We start from the raw sequence: 15,945 nt of genomic DNA, 5'->3' as shown, positions 1-15,945 counted from the left end.
AGTCATGCAGAAGGGTATTCATCCGGTCTATCGTGAGGCGACCGTCCACTGCGCCTGTGGAAACTCGTTCAAGACGCGTACTACCATCGGTGACGTCAGCGTTGATATCTGTTCCAATTGCCACCCGTTCTTCACGGGTACGCAAAAGATCGTGGATACTGAAGGACGCGTTGAGCGGTTCAAAAAGAAGTACGCGAAGACGGGCAAGTAGCGCAGCACCCGGTATGAAAGAGACCCTGCTTCGTGAGCGAAGCAGGGTCTCTTTTTTTATTCCCTCGATGTGACCGTGTAAGATTAAAGGTAGGAACGATGGAAGCGGTGTTACTCAAGAAATGGGAGAGCCTCGCGTCACGGTTTCAGGAGTTGACCGATCAGCTCATGGATCCGTCCGTTGTCAGCCAACCGACCTTGTTACACAAGCTCAGTAAGGAGAGGACTGATCTCGAACCGGCGGTCAGACTTTTGGGCACTTACCACGAATACGCGAAACAACTGGAAGACGCGATGCAAATTCTTGCCGACCCCTCTGCCGGCAGCGAGTTGCATAAGCTCGCGGTGGAAGAGAAAGCCGACTTGGAGCGACAACGGGAGGAAATAGAAGGGCAAGTCAGAGAATTCTTGATTCCAAAAGATCCACGGGACGAGAAGAGCTTGGTGCTTGAAATTCGAGCCGGAACCGGCGGAGACGAGGCGGCATTGTTCGCCGGCGAGCTGTTTCGGCTGTACATCAAATATGCTGAAAAGAAAGGGTTTAAGGTTGATACCGTTGAAGCATCCGAGACGGGCATCGGCGGCTACAAGAACATTGTTGCCTTGATCGAGGGCAAGGGAGCGTACAGCCACTTCAAGTATGAAGCCGGTGTGCATCGAGTGCAGCGGGTCCCCGTGACGGAGGCGAGCGGCCGCATTCACACATCCACCGTGACCGTGGCAGTCATGCCGGAGGTCGACGAAGTGGACGTGCAGATTGATCCGAAGGATCTACGAATCGATACGTTTTGTTCATCTGGGGCGGGAGGGCAGAGCGTAAACACGACGTATTCAGCCGTTCGAATCACGCATCTTCCAACCGGTGTCGTCGTGACCTGCCAGGATGAGCGGTCGCAGCTGAAAAACCGGACCAAGGCCATGCGGACCTTGCGTGCCAGGATCGTAGAGGCTGAACGGGAAAAGCAAGATGCGGAGATCGCTCAGAACAGAAAGTCGCAGGTGGGAAGCGGCGAACGGAGCGAGAAGATTCGCACATACAACTTTCCACAGAACCGGGTCACGGATCACCGAGTCGGTATGACGCTTCACAAGCTGGAATTGGTGATGGAAGGCGACCTTGATGAGATCGTTCAGGCACTGAAGGCTCAACAGCAGCAGGCTGAAACGGCGAAGGTATAGGTGCGGAAGTCTCCATGAATACAGAGCTGAAGACGGTCGGTACGCTTATGGCGTGGACGCGCCAGGCATTGGATCACTCCGGGACAACCAACTCAGCACAGGAAGCCGTATGGCTGTTGGCCCATGCTCTGAGCATGGAACATCATCAGTTGGCAAGCCGGGTGGAACAACCGGTGACGCCCGATCAACTGGCGCGGACAGAAGCGTTGGTGTCGAGGCGAATAAAACGAGAACCCTTGCAATACATTTTAGGCACGCAAGAGTTTTGCGGGCTCGAGTTTCGTGTGAACCCAGCGGTGCTGATTCCTCGACCGGAGACAGAACTGCTGGTCCAGGCTGTTCTCAAGGAGGGTGGGCTTGCCGCAGGTGCGACGCTTGTTGATGTTGGTACCGGATCCGGTTGTATCGCCGTGACGATCGCGACCGTTCTCGAGGGGGTGCGAATTCTTGCTCTCGATTGTTCCGCTGCTGCGCTGACGGTCGCAAAGGGTAATGCAGAGCGACATGCAGTGGGTGACAAGATTGCCTGGATAGAAGGGGATCTCTTATCGCCGCTTCGAGATCGTGATGTGGGTAGAGCGGTTGATGTCATTGTCTCCAACCCTCCATACATCTCTGACGAGGAATGGGTTCGACTTCAACCTGAGGTGCGGAATTTCGAGCCTCGAGGTGCCTTGCTTGCCGGACCACGAGGAACGGAGGTCCACGAACGGCTATTCCAAGACTCGAAGGAATTCCTTGTCCCGGATGGATTGCTCGTCATGGAAATTGGTCTGGGACAGGGATCGCTTGTGCGACAGGCGGCGGAACAAGCCGGAGGCTACACGGGACTTCAAACTGTGAAAGATGAGGCCGGCATTGAACGAGTCTTCATCGCGAGGCGGGCAGGGTAGGAACCACTGTATGGATGAAATTCTCATCAGCGGCGGCAAACGGCTGTACGGGGAAGTCCTCATCAGCGGTGCAAAGAATTCCGCGCTCCCGATTCTGGCCTCAACCATTCTGGGCGGCGGTGAATGTGTGATCACCAATGTGCCAAGGGTCGTTGACGTGCTTACAATGGGAAAGCTCCTGGGAATTCTCGGTGCCAAGGTATCGCACGAAGGGAATCGCGCGGTCATCCAAGCCGGTGCGATTGAATCGACCGAGGCTCCCTACGATCTTGTCAAGACCATGCGCGCATCCGTGTTGGTGCTTGGACCCTTAGTTGCCCGGTGGGGCGAAGCCAAAGTGTCTCTTCCCGGAGGTTGCGCGATTGGCTCCAGGCCGGTGAATCTTCATTTGGCCGGATTGGCGAAATTAGGAGCTGACATCGCGATCGAACATGGCTATATCACAGCCAAGGCGAAACGATTGAGAGGTGGACACATCTACTGTGATACACCGACGGTAACCGGCACCGAAAACATCATGATGGCGGCATCGCTGGCCGAAGGCGTGACTGTACTGGAAAATGCGTCGAAGGAGCCGGAGATCGTGGACCTTGCCGACTTTCTCGTGAAGCGCGGCGCCAGAATCCAAGGGGCCGGAACAGACGTGATAACGATCGAAGGCGTGCGTGAGCTCCATGGCGGAGACCACGAAGTGATTCCTGATCGCATTGAGGCCGGCACCTACCTGGCTGCGGCTGCCATGACCCACGGCGATGTGACGGCTAGGCACTGCCGTCCGGGGCACCTTGAGGCCGTGCTGATGAAGTTGCGCGAGATGGGGGCTGATGTACAGGAGGAGAAGGACATGGTGCGTTTGACCATGCCTGACAAACTGAGGGGAACCGACGTGAAAACCTTGCCGTTTCCCGGGTTTCCCACCGATATGCAGGCTCAGATGGTTGCCTTGATGAGCCTGGCCGAAGGTACAAGTGTGGTAACCGAAACGGTGTTTGAGAGCCGGTTCATGCATGTAGAAGAATTGCGACGGATGGGGGCTGATATCCGTGTGGAGGGTAATCGACTGGTCGTGACCGGGCGAAAGAAACTCACCGGCGCTCCGGTCATGGCGTCCGACCTTCGTGCCAGTGCCGGTCTGATTGTCGCTGGTTTGGCGGCAGAGGGGACGACTCAAGTCCAACGCGTCTATCACCTTGATCGAGGGTATGAGCGGATCGAAGAGAAATTAGGAGCGTTAGGGGCCGACGTTCGGCGCCGGCAGGTTACGGCGAAGACTCACTAGGGGCTGTCCATGTTGACGATCGCACTGTCCAAGGGAAAACTCATAGAATCCGCACTAGGTCTCTTCCGCCGAGCCGGGTACAAAATTGCCGGATTGTCAGGGGAGAGCCGCCGGCTGATCTTTGTCAGTCCGGAGAATGATATGACGTTTCTCATCGTTCGCCCCAGCGATGTGCCGACCTATGTGGAGTATGGGGGCGCCGATGCCGGAATTGTCGGAAAAGACGTCTTGATGGAGCAGGATAGTGACGTATACGAACCATTGGATTTGGGATTCGGAGCGTGTAGAATCTCCGTCGCCGCGCTCCAGGGAGAGGCATCGAATGATCGTCTGTCGTCCAAGATTCGCATCGCCACGAAATACCCTCGGATCACCGAGCGCTATTTCAACACGCGCGGGATTCCGGTTGAAATCATCAAGTTATACGGCTCCATTGAGTTGGCTCCGGTGGTGGGACTGGCGGATCGAATCGTGGATTTGGTCGAGACCGGCGGCACACTCAAGGCGCATGATCTTGTCGAAGTAGAAGTCATTGCCCAATCGACGGCTCGTTTCATCGTCAATCGGGCGAGCCTTCGACTCAAGCAGGAACCACTGATGACGTTGATTCGCAAGCTTCGGGCCGTGGTGCCGAACCAGCGTTCTCCATCCGGTAACGGTCGCCCATCGGCCGTCGGCGCGCGGAGGAAAAAGATGGTTCGTTCATGAAGATCGTCACGCAGGCAGATCGCAGTTTCCTCCCGTCCTTGAAGAAAGCCGCTCTTCGAGGTCGAACAACCGGCGCGGCTGTTGAAAAGATCGTGCGCACAATCCTGCAAGCGGTCGAGCGAGGGGGCGATAAAGCTGTTCTTCGTTACACCAAGCAATTCGATAAGGTGGCGCTGAAAGCCGACGCGCTACGTGTGACGCCGGAAGAGATCAAGAACGCCTACTTTCACATCAGGAAAGACGAAGGGGACGCGCTGCGTCTGGCAGCCCAACGGATTACCTCTTTCCATGAGCGGCAGCGGACGAAAACATGGATGTATCAGGACGGGGATGCCACTCTCGGGCAAGTCGTCGGACCGGTCGACGCCGTCGGGGTGTATGTGCCCGGAGGGAAGGCTGTCTATCCGTCGTCTGTGCTGATGTGCGCGATTCCGGCCAAAGTAGCCGGTGTGCCGCGCATCGTGATGGTCACGCCGCCTCAAAAGGGCGGGATTAACCCGTATCTGCTGGTTGCGGCCGACATCGCCGGAGTCACGGAAATCTATCGTGTCGGTGGCGTTCAAGGAGTCGCGGCCCTTGCCTACGGGACGAACACGATCGGGCGAGTGGATAAGATCGTCGGGCCTGGGAATATCTACGTGGCTACAGCCAAACGACTGCTCTATGGCACCGTGGGAATCGACATGGTCGCCGGTCCGAGTGAACTGCTGGTAGTGGCTGACGAGGACGCGAAACCGGCTCATGTGGCTGCCGATCTACTCTGTGAAGCCGAACATGACGAAGATGCGCAGGTGTTTCTTGTCACGACCTCCGAGCGGTTGGCCAAGGATGTGTCGAAATCGATCGAGGATCAACTCAGAGGGCTCAAACGAGAAAAGATCGCGTCAAAGTCGATTGCGCATCATTCCGTGGCGTTTGTCGTGCCCACCATGGACGAAGCCATAGCGGTAGCCAACGAAATCGCGGCGGAACATCTCACGCTCTCAGTGGATAACCCATTCGACTATTTGGAGAAGATCCGTCACGCCGGCGCATTGTTCTTGGGGCGTTATACGCCCCCGGCGGTCGCCGATTATGTGGCGGGGCCGAATCACGTCTTGCCGACTGGTGGCACGGCGCGCTTCTTTTCGCCGCTGTCCGTCAACGACTATGTGAAGGTCAGCAACATCGTACACTATACGAAACAAGAACTGGCCAAGGTCAAAGATCCGTTGGTCCGGTTGGCGCAGATCGAAGGGTTCGACGCGCATGCCAAGTCGGCACAGATCAGGTTCTCATGAAGAAAAACGGGTCGGCACTGCGACAAGCCAGCATCCAACGCGCCACCAAGGAGACCGACATCCGTGTCGAGTGGACCTTGGACGGCAGCGGACAGGGGAAGATCGACACCGGAATTCGATTTTTCGATCATATGTTGGAGCTGCTGGCCAAACATGGGTTTTTCGACCTGACGGTGCAGGCAAAGGGTGACCTCGACATCGACGAACATCACACGGTGGAAGATGTCGGCATTGTGATGGGGAAGGCGCTGCATCAGGCGTTGGGCGAGAAGGCGGGCATCAAGCGATTTGGGTTTGCCTCGGCGCCGCTCGATGAAACATTGGCTCAAGTCACCGTCGATCTCAGCGGCCGACCATTCCTCGTCTACAACGTGAATCTGCCGGATCGAAAGATCAAGGCGTTCGATCTCGGCCTGTTCGAGGATTTCTTTCAGGCTTTTGTCACCCACGGCGGCCTAAACCTCCATGTGAATCTCCTCTATGGCCGTAACCCGCACCACATCATGGAAGCGATCTTCAAGGCGCTGGCCAAGGCGCTCGACCAAGCGACGATGCTGGAGGAGCGGCTGGCCGGGAAGGTACTTTCGACGAAGGGTATGCTGTAGTCCATTCACGCGAATAAGAACTGACATCCTGTAAGGGGGTAGCCTTCTCACAAGGTTGCCCCCTTGCTATTTTGGTTGTGGGGAGCACCTGACACCTGAGTCTTCGACAAGAGGGGCGAATGCGGAAAATCCATACGTCGGCATGGTCAATTCGAAGTGGCAGGAACCGTCCAGTTGCGGTATTGTTACGACCTCTTACCTGTGACTGACATGATTGCCATTATTGACTACGGGATGGGGAATTTGCGCAGTGTTTCGAAAGCCTTTGAGGCTGTAGGACACCAGGCGATTGTCACCCGTGACTCATCGACCATTCAGAATGCCAGTCATGTGGTGTTGCCGGGTGTCGGGGCGTTCGGGGACTGCATGGCGAACTTAAGACAGTATGGTTTGATCGAGCCGATCAAGACCACGATTCAGTCGGGAAAGCCGTTTTTGGGAATCTGCCTGGGGTTCCAGCTCCTGTTTACGGAAAGTGAGGAGTTCGGCACTCATGAGGGGCTCGACATTCTTCCGGGGAAAGTCCGACCCTTTTCGAGGGAACGCGCCCTCAAGGTTCCTCACATGGGCTGGAATCAGGTGAACATCGAACGGCCTTGTCCCGTGTTCGAGAATATCCCCGATGGGGCCGATTGGTATTTCGTCCACTCGTTTTTTGTGGATCCACGCGACAAACAGATCACGGCCACGACGACGACATACGGCGTCCCCTTCACGTCGAGTATCTGGAAGGACAATGTGGTGGCGTGCCAGTTCCATCCGGAGAAGAGTCAGGCGGTAGGGCTGCAACTGATCAAGAATTTTGGAGCATGGAAGTGATGCGGCATGTCCGGCTGTTCCGCATGATCCTGGCGATCGGTCTCGTGGCGCTGGGAGGCATTGAGATAGGCTGCAGCGGGCCAAAAGTTGAGACGAAGTTATCCAAGGAACTCTCGCGGTATGCCATTCGATCCATCGCCTTCATACCGTTTACATCGATTGCGACGCCTCAAGCGCCCGATCAAGGCGAACTCTATCTCCCAACTCCCGACAGCGTCCGCCGATCCGATATTTCTTTGGTAATTCCGCCGAATACGCAACCCCCTTCGAGGCAAACGATGGTTGTGCCGGGATACGCGGCTGAGAAGGTGACAGAGCTGTTTTGGGGACGCCTGCAAGACCGAAAAGGTGTTCGTGTGCTGTCTCCTGCCGATTCGGCGAGAGCTTCCTTGGGTAATGGAGCGCTGGCTGGAATGAGGCCGGAAAATGCCGCAGCCGAAGTTGCTAAACGCCTGAATGCGGATGCCGCCCTGATAGGTCTCGTATCCGTGTACCAAGAGCGGGTCGGCAGTCGATTAGGGGCCAATCCTCCGGCGACCGTCGGCTTCGATGTCAAGGTGGTGGCGGCGGACGGACAAGTGCTCTGGGCTGGGGGATACTATGAGCGGCAACGGCCCATGACCGAAGACCTCATGGGATTTTTACAGCGATGGGCCTTCGTCACGGCGGAGGAACTGGCAGAATACGGCGTCGATGAGATCCTGAAGGAGTTTCCATTCGGCGCAGGCGAGGACAAGTAATTATGTTGGTTATTCCTGCCATCGACCTGAAGGACGGACGTTGCGTACGGCTCCGGCAAGGCGATATGGCTGCCGAAACGATCTATTCTGACGATGTCGCGGAGGTCGCACGCAGGTGGGACCAGAGCGGAGCCAGTCTCATCCACGTCGTGGATTTGAACGGAGCGGTCGACGGTGAGCCCAAGAATCTGCCGCAGATCCAATGCGTCATGAGGTCGGTCCGTGCATCAATCCAGGTCGGTGGCGGCATCAGAACTCTGGAAACGGTTCGGCAGTATCTGAGTGCCGGCGTCTCACGCGTGGTGCTCGGCACGGCCGCGCTTATGGATCGGGCCTTTCTCGATCAGGCTTGCCGTGAATTTCCACAGCGAATCGTGCTTGGGCTCGATGCGCGGGACGGCCGAGTGGCGGTCAAGGGCTGGACAGCCGTGTCGGACGTCAAGGCGATCGAACTCCTGAAAGACCTCTCGAGTTGTGCGATTGGGGCGGTGATCTATACCGACATTGCGCGGGACGGCATGCTGAGCGGGCCGAATCTGTCTGCCTTGAAAGACATCGTGGAGGCCTCGCCATTTCCGGTGATCGCCTCGGGAGGAATTGCTCGCCTAGAGGATCTTCGTGCGGTCCAGTCGCTTGGTCCCAAAATTGAGGGAGCGATTGTCGGCAAGGCACTCTACGATGGCAAGCTGGACTATCGGGCCGCAGTCGCCGCTCTTACTCACAACCCCATCGCCGGGTGACATGCTGACCAAGCGCATCATTCCCTGTCTTGATGTCAAAGAGGGCCGGGTGGTCAAGGGTGTCAGCTTCGTGAATCTCCGCGATGCCGGTGATCCGGTTGAAGCAGCTGTGGGGTATGATCACGAAGGGGCGGATGAACTCTGTTTTTTGGATATCACAGCCTCGCATGAAAATCGGAAGACGATCATCGACGTCGTCGAGCGGACGGCGGCCCGTGTATTCATGCCGGTGACGGTCGGCGGCGGCGTGGGAACGCTTGACGATATTCGGGCCTTACTGAATGCAGGGGCAGATAAAGTGAGCATCAATACCGCAGCAGTCCGACGGCCTGAGTTCGTGCAAGAGGCCGCTCAGCGGTTCGGCACGCAATGCATCGTCGTGGCCATCGACGCAAAGCAAGCAACGGGCGGTCACTGGGAAGTCTACACCCACGGCGGTCGGCAACCGACCGGACTCGATGTGGTCGAGTGGGCAAAACGGATGGAACAGTACGGCGCCGGTGAGATCCTATTGACCAGCATGGATCAGGATGGCCGGCAGACCGGGTACGATTTGGACCTGACAGCCGCCGTATCGGGAGCCCTCCCGATTCCTGTGATTGCGTCGGGTGGAGTGGGGACGCTCGACCATCTCTACGATGGTTTTGTGAAGGGAAAAGCGGACGCGGTCTTGGCCGCCTCCATTTTTCATTTTCGGACCTATACCATCTCCCAAGCAAAGGCCTATCTAGAGGAACGTGGTGTCCCAGTCCGCATCAATCATAATATCGCTCGAGTCGCGTGATCGAATGAACCAAATAGCGGTTGATCGCTTTAAATTTAACGAGCAAGGCCTTCTCCCGGCGGTGATTCAGGATTGGCTCGATGGGACGGTGTTGATGCTTGGGTATATGAATCAAGAAGCGCTTGCCAAGACGGTTGCCACAAGAAGGGTGTATTTTTGGAGCCGGTCCAGAAACAAGCTATGGGAGAAGGGGGAAACGTCCGGTCATACGCTTCATGTGAAAGAGCTCTTCATTGACTGCGACGATGACACCATTCTCGTGAAAGCTCAACCGGCCGGGCCGACCTGTCATACAGGGGAACGGGCCTGTTTTTTTTCGAGATTAGATGAAGAAGGCTGCGTCGTTCGTCCGAACTCACAAGATGCCCAGGGTGGAATTCTTGAAAGTGTTCTCCGGACCATCAAAGATCGCCGCTCCACTCCGCAGGCAGGCTCTTATACCTCGAAGCTATTCGAGGGGGGGCATGACAAAATTCTCAAAAAGGTGGCCGAAGAAGCCGGGGAAGTCCTGTTGGCGTCGAAAGGCGGTAAGAAAGAGGAGATCGTGTACGAGATCGCCGATCTGTTTTTCCATACGCTGATGGTCTTGGGGTACCACGATATCTCGTTACAGGACATTTATGGAGAGTTGGGACGAAGATTTGGGAAGTCGGGCTTGCGGTTCGAGAAGTAGGCATCGGTCATCCTCGACGAGCGCTGCTTGGTTCGATGGTTGGATCAGGCATCCCATATTGGAAAAAGAAACCTGCTTCATGAGGTCGATATGAGCGATTGTCTCTTTTGTAAGATCGTGGAAAAGAAGATCCCGGCGAAGCTGGTCCAAGAGGATGAACACACTGTGGCCTTTGACGACATTCATCCTCAAGCGCCCGTCCATACGCTGGTGATCCCCAAACGGCATGTGTCGGCCATTCAGGATCTAGGGGCTGGCGATGAGTCCCTGCTGGCGCGATTGCTGATGAGTTGTACAAAAGTCGCAGCCCTTAAAGGGCTTCAGGAGTCCGGCTATCGGCTGGTGACGAATACCGGGAGAGATGCAGGGCAGACGGTCTTTCATCTCCATTTCCACGTGCTCGGCGGGCGGCACATGAGTTGGCCTCCAGGCTGAACCCGATGGTGAAAATGCCCGCCGGCTTCGTTCTCAGTCAATTGACACCTTTCGTTTTCGTCTGTTAGTCTACTCGGTCAATTATTCTAGTCATTTAGCAACCGTTCCGTCCGGTCGTGCGAGACGGCATGAAGGAGCCCGGCTCTCGTGGGTAGAGGTTTGATTTCTGAAGATGTGATTAACCGGATCAGGGATCGCGTCGACATTGCCGATGTCGTCGGACAGCATATCTCCCTCACCAGAACCGGACAGAATCTCAAAGGGCTCTGCCCGTTCCATGCGGACAAAAATCCCTCTTTCACGGTGAGTCCTTCCAAGCAAATTTTTCACTGCTTTGCCTGTGGCGCAGGTGGGAACGTCTTTACATTTCTGACCAGGCTGACCGGTGAAAGTTTCCCGGACGTGGTTCGGGATCTTGGACGAAAGGTGGGGATCGAGGTTCAGGAGGCTTCTCCGCATGCCCAGGCTCAGATGTCACAGCTACAACGGCTTGAGCAGCTGAATCAGGCGGCGGCGCTCTGGTTCCAGCAAAACCTGCGGGACGGTCGAATCGGGACCGGTGGACGCCAGTATTTGGAAGCCCGTGGAATTCAACAAGCTACTATTGATCGCTTTCTGATCGGCGTCGGCTCGTCGGAATGGGATGGCTTGCTCAGAGCATTGACGAAGCGAGGCTTTTCAACCGCCGAACTTCTTACCGCCGGATTGATCAGTCCCAGAAAAAATGGCTCCGGCTATTGCGACAAATTTCATGGTCGAGTGATGTTTGCGATTACTGATCTTCGCAAGCGCGTGGTGGGGTTCGGCGGGCGCGTGCTGGGCGAGGGCATGCCCAAGTACCTTAATTCACCGGACACCCCTCTGTTCAAGAAGAGCCAGACGCTCTTTGCGTTCGACCATGCGCGTGACGCCGTCGGCCGAACGAAAACGGTGATTGTGGTCGAGGGATATTTTGACGCGATTGCGCTGCATCAAGCCGGCATTGCACATACCGTCGCCACGCTGGGCACCGCCTTGACCCCTGAACATGTACAAATCATGCGGCGCTTTGCCGACAATGTCGTTCTGCTCTTCGATCCGGACGCAGCAGGTGTGCGAGCAGCCTTGAGAGGGTTGGATTTGTTCGTGAACAGCGGGTTGGGGGTCAAAGTCGTCACGTTACCGGCAGGCGAGGATCCCGACACGTATGTTCGAAAACATGGTCCCGACTCGTTCGTACGTTTGGAGGAACAGGCGCCGAGTCTACTGGACTTCGCGTTGGAGCATAGTCTCAAGGCGACGGAAGCGAGTACGATCGAGGGCAGAATCCGCAGCGTGGATGAGATCCTCCGTATTCTACAGAGGAGCGAACATCCGATCGAGCGGGAGGAGCGCCTCAAAGTTGCGGCCGAACGGTTGGGAATCAATCAGTCGCGTTTGATCGAACGCTATCCGGCACTCATTGTCCGGCAGAGGCAGGATTCCGGGACAGCGCGACCGGGGGGTACCGGTAAAACGGTAGATTTCCTATTCAAAGGTATGCCGGAAGAGCGGGACTTGGTGCTCCTCATGTTGGGTGGCAAGCTCTCGGCGACTGATGTCCGGCGGCTGCAGCCTGAGAAGTTTACAGTCGAAGCCTGTCGCAAGCTTGTGGAGCTGGCGTTGACCCACGTGGGCCGCGACGGACGCATCCAGATCCAGCCGGTATTGGATGAGTCAGTGGAAGACCCCGATTGCGGGACCTTGGCCACGGAGCTGTCGCTTCGTGATGATCATTTCGACGACGTGCCGGCTCACATTAACGATTGTCTGGATCGTCTGGACCGGAAGCGATCGGAACAGGCGCTGAGGGAACTCATTGCGGGACTGAAAACGGCCGAACGCGAAGGTCGGGTGGACGATGCGCGTCTGCTGAACGTGAAGATCAACGAAGTACGGATGCGGAAAGCCGGCACGCAGACCGCCGGTGTGGTTTCATTGGTGAAGGAGTAGTCATGCCGAAACAAGAGTTGCTCGGTGAGGTGAAGAAGCTGATTACGATCGGGAAGGAAAAAGGTTTCCTGACATATGACGAGCTCAATAGCACTTTGCCCGCTGAAGTGGTGTCTTCGGACCAGTTCGGCAGCATTATGGCGATGTTCGGTGAAATGGACATCGAAATCGTCGAAGGAGCGGAGGGGGAGCGGCTTCAGAAACGATCTGAAGGCGAGGTGGGCGAGGATGTGGAGGACGTCGAGGCGGAGGCCGAGGAAGAGAACGATAAGGCGATCGATCTGACGCCTGGCGCACTCAGCCGTACTGACGACCCTGTGCGGCTGTATCTCAAAGAAATGGGGAGCGTGGCGCTGCTCAGCCGTGAAGGCGAGATCGAAATCGCCAAGCGAATTGAAGAGGGCAAAAAAGATATCGCCTCGGTGATCTACGGTATGCCGATGACCATCGAGTTCGTCCTGGCTCTTCGGGATCAGCTCAAGAACGCCAAGATCGATGTGCGCGAAATCGTGCCGGTTCAAGAGACCGAGGAGGATTTTGAGGAAGAGCAGCAACCGGTGGAGCGGGATTACGAAGAGCTGCGGGTGAAGACGCTGGAGGCATTGAACTCCGTTCGGAAGGTCTCGCTTGCGCTCAAGGCGCTGGCGGAGAAGGGCAAGCATATCGGCAGTGATCCGGTTAAACAAAAGAAGTACAAGAAGCAATTCGATGCAATCCGCCAGCAAGTGGTGAACAAGATTGAATCGGTGAACCTCCATGGTGTCTTGAAAGACCGGATGGTCCAGCGCGTTCGGGATCTCGCGGTTCAGATCAGGGTGGCGGAACGGGAGGCGGTCAGTTGCCAGCGCCGCATTGGGGTGGGTGGAGAGGCCGGGGCCGAGCTTCTGAGAAAGATGTGCCGGAGTCGTCAAGATTTCTTGGCGGTCAAACGGAAAACCGGAGTGTCGGAAGAGACCCTGCTGGAGATTCGGAAAGTCTATCAAGCCGCCAAAGGGAAGGTCCGCCAACTCGAAACGGAAGAAGCGCTTGTCCCGGCGGAAGAAATCAAGGACGCGGTCAAACATCTGGACATTGCCGAAGAGAAGGTCAAGCGCGGGAAGGCGGAGTTGGTCGAAGCGAATCTGCGTCTCGTGGTCAGCATCGCCAAGAAGTACACCAACCGGGGCCTGCAGTTCCTCGATCTCATCCAGGAAGGCAATATCGGGCTCATGAAGGCGGTGGACAAATTCGAGTATAAGCGCGGGTACAAGTTCAGTACCTATGCCACCTGGTGGATTCGGCAGGCGATTACCCGGGCCATTGCCGATCAGGCGCGAACGATCCGGATCCCGGTACACATGATCGAAACGATCAATAAACTCATTCGGACCTCCAGGCATCTCGTGCAGAAACTGGGGCGGGAACCGCTTCCCGAAGAGATCGCCGAGCGCATGGATTTGCCGTTGGACAAAGTTCGGAAGATTCTCAAGATCGCCCGCGAACCCATCTCACTCGAGACTCCCATCGGAGAAGAGGAAGACAGCCATCTCGGTGATTTCATCGAAGACAAGAAGGCGGTGTCTCCGTTGGAAGCCGCGATTCGTTACGACTTGCAGCGGCAGATCAACAGTGCCTTGGAAACCCTGACCCCGCGTGAGGAGAAAGTCTTGCGAAAGCGGTTCGGTATCGGAGAAGCGACCGACCATACGTTGGAAGAAGTCGGCCAGGATTTCGAAGTGACACGCGAACGTATCAGACAAATCGAAGCCAAGGCCCTGAGGAAATTGCGGCATCCGAGCCGCAGTAAGAAGCTGAGGAGTTTTGTCGAGAGTCTCTAGGGGGCCAATCTCACGGTGGTCTGATTTGACTCTATTCGGAGGGACGGCCTAGAATCCAGGTTCAGGTTGATGCAAATACCGAGATTGAGGACGACGAAGTCGTCAGGCGCAAGTGCTCACTCAGACGTCAGCCTGAGCTCGAACCCTTTCCGATCGGGCCCATAGCTCAGGTGGTTAGAGCGGCTGACTCATAATCAGCTGGTCCTAGGTTCAAGTCCTAGTGGGCCCACCAGCCGGAAGCGCGCCTGATGCCTTCAGGGCGCCAGTCGTGATGGAAAGGACACGTTGAATCAAAAACTCTCCCCACTCATCGAACTGCAAAAGCTCGATCTCCGTATCATGGAGGTCACTGAGATCCGCAGAAAAATCCCTGAACGTCTCCATGCCGCCGAATCTCCGCTCCGAGAAGCAGCTCAGCTCCTGAATGATACGAAGGCAGCCGTTGAAGCTGCCACCAAGGAGCGGCGTTCCCACGAAAAAGATCTCGAAGCTCATGAGGCACAGACCGAGAAGATGAAGTCGCATGCGGCAAGTCTGAAGACCAACAAAGAATATCAGGCACATTTATTCGAGCTGGAGCTGGCGAACAAGAAGCGGGGAGATTTCGAGGAAAAGATTCTGTTGTCGATGGAGAAGATCGACGAGCTTCAGAGGACCGCAAAAGAGCTTCAAGAGAAACATCGTGCACTCGAGAAGGTTTTTGTCCAAGAGAAGGAAAGGCTGGATACGCAGGACAAGGAACTCGCTGTGGAACTGGCTCAACTCGAAACGCACCATCGCGAAGCATCGGCTCGGGTTGAGAAGTCCCTGCTTGATCGCTACACCCAGGTCAAGGCCTCGAGGAAGGATCAGCCGCTTGCCGCGGTGCGTGACGGCATCTGTCTCGGGTGCCGCCTTCAGATCCCGCCGCAGCTCATTGCGCAAGTCAAACGCTCCGACAATTTACACTTCTGCCCCTACTGCCGTCGTATCTTGTACTGGGAAGGCGAGCCGGCCGCAGAAGCTCCCTCAGTGCCAGGAGGGAAGCCATCGGACCTCGAAGTGGGAGAATCGGTCTAGGGTAGTCCCGCCAGGATGGCTTGGGTGGTTTTGAAGTGGAGCTTTGCCACTGAGTCCAGCCGTTCCCGCCCGTGTTTCTTGATGATCATCTTCGCGGCGAGTTCGACGGCCGGGGAGGCGCCTTTCGGTAGGGTGGTGCCGACTTCGCCTGACAATCGCTTCAATCGGAATAGAAATTCGGCCCGAGCCAGGATAGACGCTGCAGCGACGGCAAGATCCGATTCCGCTTTCGTCCGTTGTTCAAGCACGATCTTCCGGCCCTTTTCCTGCAGCACGTTGAGGATTAATCGCTCGTCTCCGAACTGGTCGGAGATGGCTCGCTCGCATGTCACGCGTTCAAGCAAGGTCTCGAGCGCCTTGGCATGGCCCCAGGCAAGCAGACGATTGAGGTTGCGAATCTTCCCATAGAGCTCGTTGTATTTCTTCGGTCCAATGGCGATGACGCTGTGTGGGCAAATAGTCTTGATGTCGGGAGCCATTTCGAGAATGCGCCCGTCGGAGATTTTTTTGCTATCTCGGACCTGCATGAGCGCGAGCTCGCCTTGTGTCGTGGCGTCGACAAAGACGGCGGCGATGACGAGCGGACCGAAGTAGTCGCCTTTCCCGGATTCGTCGATGCCGATGCGCTCAATTGAACTTGTGCTGTGGGGATGTCGCGCTGACATGAGGCTGTTCTCCCCTCTGGAAATCCTGTCTAGGGCGGCGTAATCTACCAATGGAATGCAGGGTGGTCAATCAAGTACGACGGATCCA

Annotated in this window: 17 protein-coding genes and 1 tRNA gene; 17 read left to right on the top strand and 1 reads right to left on the bottom strand. The window is 56.3% G+C overall.

Annotation, left to right across the window (positions count from 1 at the left end):
• Positions 1-4 precede the first annotated feature (4 nt).
• The 17 genes from rpmE to H8K03_06450 all read left to right on the top strand — a co-directional run bounded on the left by rpmE (position 5) and on the right by H8K03_06450 (position 15,192).
• Positions 5-211 carry a 50S ribosomal protein L31 gene (gene rpmE / locus H8K03_06530; GenBank protein ID UVT21556.1) on the top strand — a complete coding sequence of 69 codons (207 nt, stop codon included), beginning with the start codon at positions 5-7 and terminating at the stop codon, positions 209-211.
• Between the two features lie 98 nt (positions 212-309).
• A complete protein-coding gene (prfA, locus tag H8K03_06525; GenBank protein ID UVT21555.1) occupies positions 310-1,389 on the top strand; it encodes a peptide chain release factor 1 in 1,080 nt (359 codons plus the stop codon).
• Positions 1,390-1,403: 14 nt separating this feature from the next.
• Entirely contained in the window at positions 1,404-2,282 is an 879-nt protein-coding gene (gene prmC, locus H8K03_06520; protein ID UVT21554.1) for a peptide chain release factor N(5)-glutamine methyltransferase, read from the top strand.
• A gap of 10 nt (positions 2,283-2,292) precedes the next feature.
• Positions 2,293-3,561 (top strand): UDP-N-acetylglucosamine 1-carboxyvinyltransferase, encoded by a 1,269-nt coding sequence (murA, locus tag H8K03_06515; protein ID UVT21553.1) that lies wholly within the window; start codon positions 2,293-2,295, stop codon positions 3,559-3,561.
• A gap of 9 nt (positions 3,562-3,570) precedes the next feature.
• Positions 3,571-4,269, top strand: coding sequence for an ATP phosphoribosyltransferase (locus H8K03_06510; protein ID UVT21552.1), 699 nt, complete (start codon positions 3,571-3,573; stop codon positions 4,267-4,269).
• Positions 4,266-5,549 carry a histidinol dehydrogenase gene (hisD, locus tag H8K03_06505; protein ID UVT21551.1) on the top strand — a complete coding sequence of 428 codons (1,284 nt, stop codon included), beginning with the start codon at positions 4,266-4,268 and terminating at the stop codon, positions 5,547-5,549. Before H8K03_06510 ends, hisD begins: the two co-directional genes overlap by 4 nt.
• Positions 5,546-6,154 (top strand): imidazoleglycerol-phosphate dehydratase HisB, encoded by a 609-nt coding sequence (gene hisB / locus H8K03_06500; GenBank protein UVT21550.1) that lies wholly within the window; start codon positions 5,546-5,548, stop codon positions 6,152-6,154. The genes hisD and hisB overlap by 4 nt, the downstream gene beginning before the upstream one ends.
• A 210-nt stretch (positions 6,155-6,364) precedes the next feature.
• A complete protein-coding gene (gene hisH, locus H8K03_06495) occupies positions 6,365-6,973 on the top strand; it encodes an imidazole glycerol phosphate synthase subunit HisH (protein ID UVT21549.1) in 609 nt (202 codons plus the stop codon).
• Positions 6,964-7,713 carry a hypothetical protein gene (locus H8K03_06490; GenBank protein UVT21548.1) on the top strand — a complete coding sequence of 250 codons (750 nt, stop codon included), beginning with the start codon at positions 6,964-6,966 and terminating at the stop codon, positions 7,711-7,713. The genes hisH and H8K03_06490 overlap by 10 nt, the downstream gene beginning before the upstream one ends.
• 2 nt (positions 7,714-7,715) lie before the next feature.
• Positions 7,716-8,453 (top strand): 1-(5-phosphoribosyl)-5-[(5-phosphoribosylamino)methylideneamino]imidazole-4-carboxamide isomerase, encoded by a 738-nt coding sequence (gene hisA / locus H8K03_06485; GenBank protein UVT21547.1) that lies wholly within the window; start codon positions 7,716-7,718, stop codon positions 8,451-8,453.
• A 1-nt stretch (position 8,454) separates the two neighbouring features.
• A complete protein-coding gene (hisF, locus tag H8K03_06480) occupies positions 8,455-9,237 on the top strand; it encodes an imidazole glycerol phosphate synthase subunit HisF (protein ID UVT22393.1) in 783 nt (260 codons plus the stop codon).
• Positions 9,238-9,241: 4 nt separating this feature from the next.
• Complete coding sequence (locus H8K03_06475; GenBank protein UVT21546.1) at positions 9,242-9,910, top strand: bifunctional phosphoribosyl-AMP cyclohydrolase/phosphoribosyl-ATP diphosphatase HisIE; 669 nt, start codon at positions 9,242-9,244, stop codon at positions 9,908-9,910.
• Positions 9,911-10,000: 90 nt separating this feature from the next.
• Entirely contained in the window at positions 10,001-10,345 is a 345-nt protein-coding gene (locus H8K03_06470) for a histidine triad nucleotide-binding protein (protein ID UVT21545.1), read from the top strand.
• 147 nt (positions 10,346-10,492) lie between these two features.
• Positions 10,493-12,316: a DNA primase gene (locus H8K03_06465; protein UVT21544.1), complete on the top strand. Its 1,824-nt coding sequence runs from the start codon at positions 10,493-10,495 to the stop codon at positions 12,314-12,316.
• Positions 12,317-12,318: 2 nt separating this feature from the next.
• Positions 12,319-14,133, top strand: a complete 1,815-nt coding sequence (rpoD, locus tag H8K03_06460) for an RNA polymerase sigma factor RpoD (GenBank protein ID UVT21543.1) — start codon at positions 12,319-12,321, stop codon at positions 14,131-14,133.
• A 155-nt stretch (positions 14,134-14,288) separates the two neighbouring features.
• Positions 14,289-14,365: transfer RNA gene (locus H8K03_06455), tRNA-Ile, on the top strand.
• 53 nt (positions 14,366-14,418) lie between these two features.
• Complete coding sequence (locus H8K03_06450; protein UVT21542.1) at positions 14,419-15,192, top strand: hypothetical protein; 774 nt, start codon at positions 14,419-14,421, stop codon at positions 15,190-15,192.
• On the opposite strand, the gene rnhC is transcribed toward H8K03_06450, so the two are convergent.
• Positions 15,189-15,857, bottom strand: coding sequence for a ribonuclease HIII (gene rnhC, locus H8K03_06445; protein ID UVT21541.1), 669 nt, complete (start codon positions 15,855-15,857; stop codon positions 15,189-15,191). The genes H8K03_06450 and rnhC overlap by 4 nt on opposite strands.
• Positions 15,858-15,945: the final 88 nt, after the last annotated feature.

Source organism: Nitrospira sp. (assembly GCA_024760545.1).
Classification (GTDB): Bacteria; Nitrospirota; Nitrospiria; order Nitrospirales; family Nitrospiraceae; genus Nitrospira_D.
This window is presented reverse-complemented; position numbering and strand designations above follow the sequence as displayed.

Coding starts and splice junctions, on each gene's coding strand:
- murA (UVT21553.1), top strand. CDS start 2,293: ATGGATGAAATTCTCATCAGCGGCGGCAAACGGCTGTACGGGGAAGTC.
- prmC (UVT21554.1), top strand. CDS start 1,404: ATGAATACAGAGCTGAAGACGGTCGGTACGCTTATGGCGTGGACGCGC.
- rpoD (UVT21543.1), top strand. CDS start 12,319: ATGCCGAAACAAGAGTTGCTCGGTGAGGTGAAGAAGCTGATTACGATC.
- H8K03_06475 (UVT21546.1), top strand. CDS start 9,242: ATGAACCAAATAGCGGTTGATCGCTTTAAATTTAACGAGCAAGGCCTT.
- hisA (UVT21547.1), top strand. CDS start 7,716: ATGTTGGTTATTCCTGCCATCGACCTGAAGGACGGACGTTGCGTACGG.
- H8K03_06490 (UVT21548.1), top strand. CDS start 6,964: ATGGAAGTGATGCGGCATGTCCGGCTGTTCCGCATGATCCTGGCGATC.
- hisH (UVT21549.1), top strand. CDS start 6,365: ATGATTGCCATTATTGACTACGGGATGGGGAATTTGCGCAGTGTTTCG.
- rnhC (UVT21541.1), bottom strand. CDS start 15,857: ATGTCAGCGCGACATCCCCACAGCACAAGTTCAATTGAGCGCATCGGC.
- hisD (UVT21551.1), top strand. CDS start 4,266: ATGAAGATCGTCACGCAGGCAGATCGCAGTTTCCTCCCGTCCTTGAAG.
- H8K03_06470 (UVT21545.1), top strand. CDS start 10,001: ATGAGCGATTGTCTCTTTTGTAAGATCGTGGAAAAGAAGATCCCGGCG.
- hisF (UVT22393.1), top strand. CDS start 8,455: ATGCTGACCAAGCGCATCATTCCCTGTCTTGATGTCAAAGAGGGCCGG.
- hisB (UVT21550.1), top strand. CDS start 5,546: ATGAAGAAAAACGGGTCGGCACTGCGACAAGCCAGCATCCAACGCGCC.
- prfA (UVT21555.1), top strand. CDS start 310: ATGGAAGCGGTGTTACTCAAGAAATGGGAGAGCCTCGCGTCACGGTTT.
- H8K03_06510 (UVT21552.1), top strand. CDS start 3,571: ATGTTGACGATCGCACTGTCCAAGGGAAAACTCATAGAATCCGCACTA.
- rpmE (UVT21556.1), top strand. CDS start 5: ATGCAGAAGGGTATTCATCCGGTCTATCGTGAGGCGACCGTCCACTGC.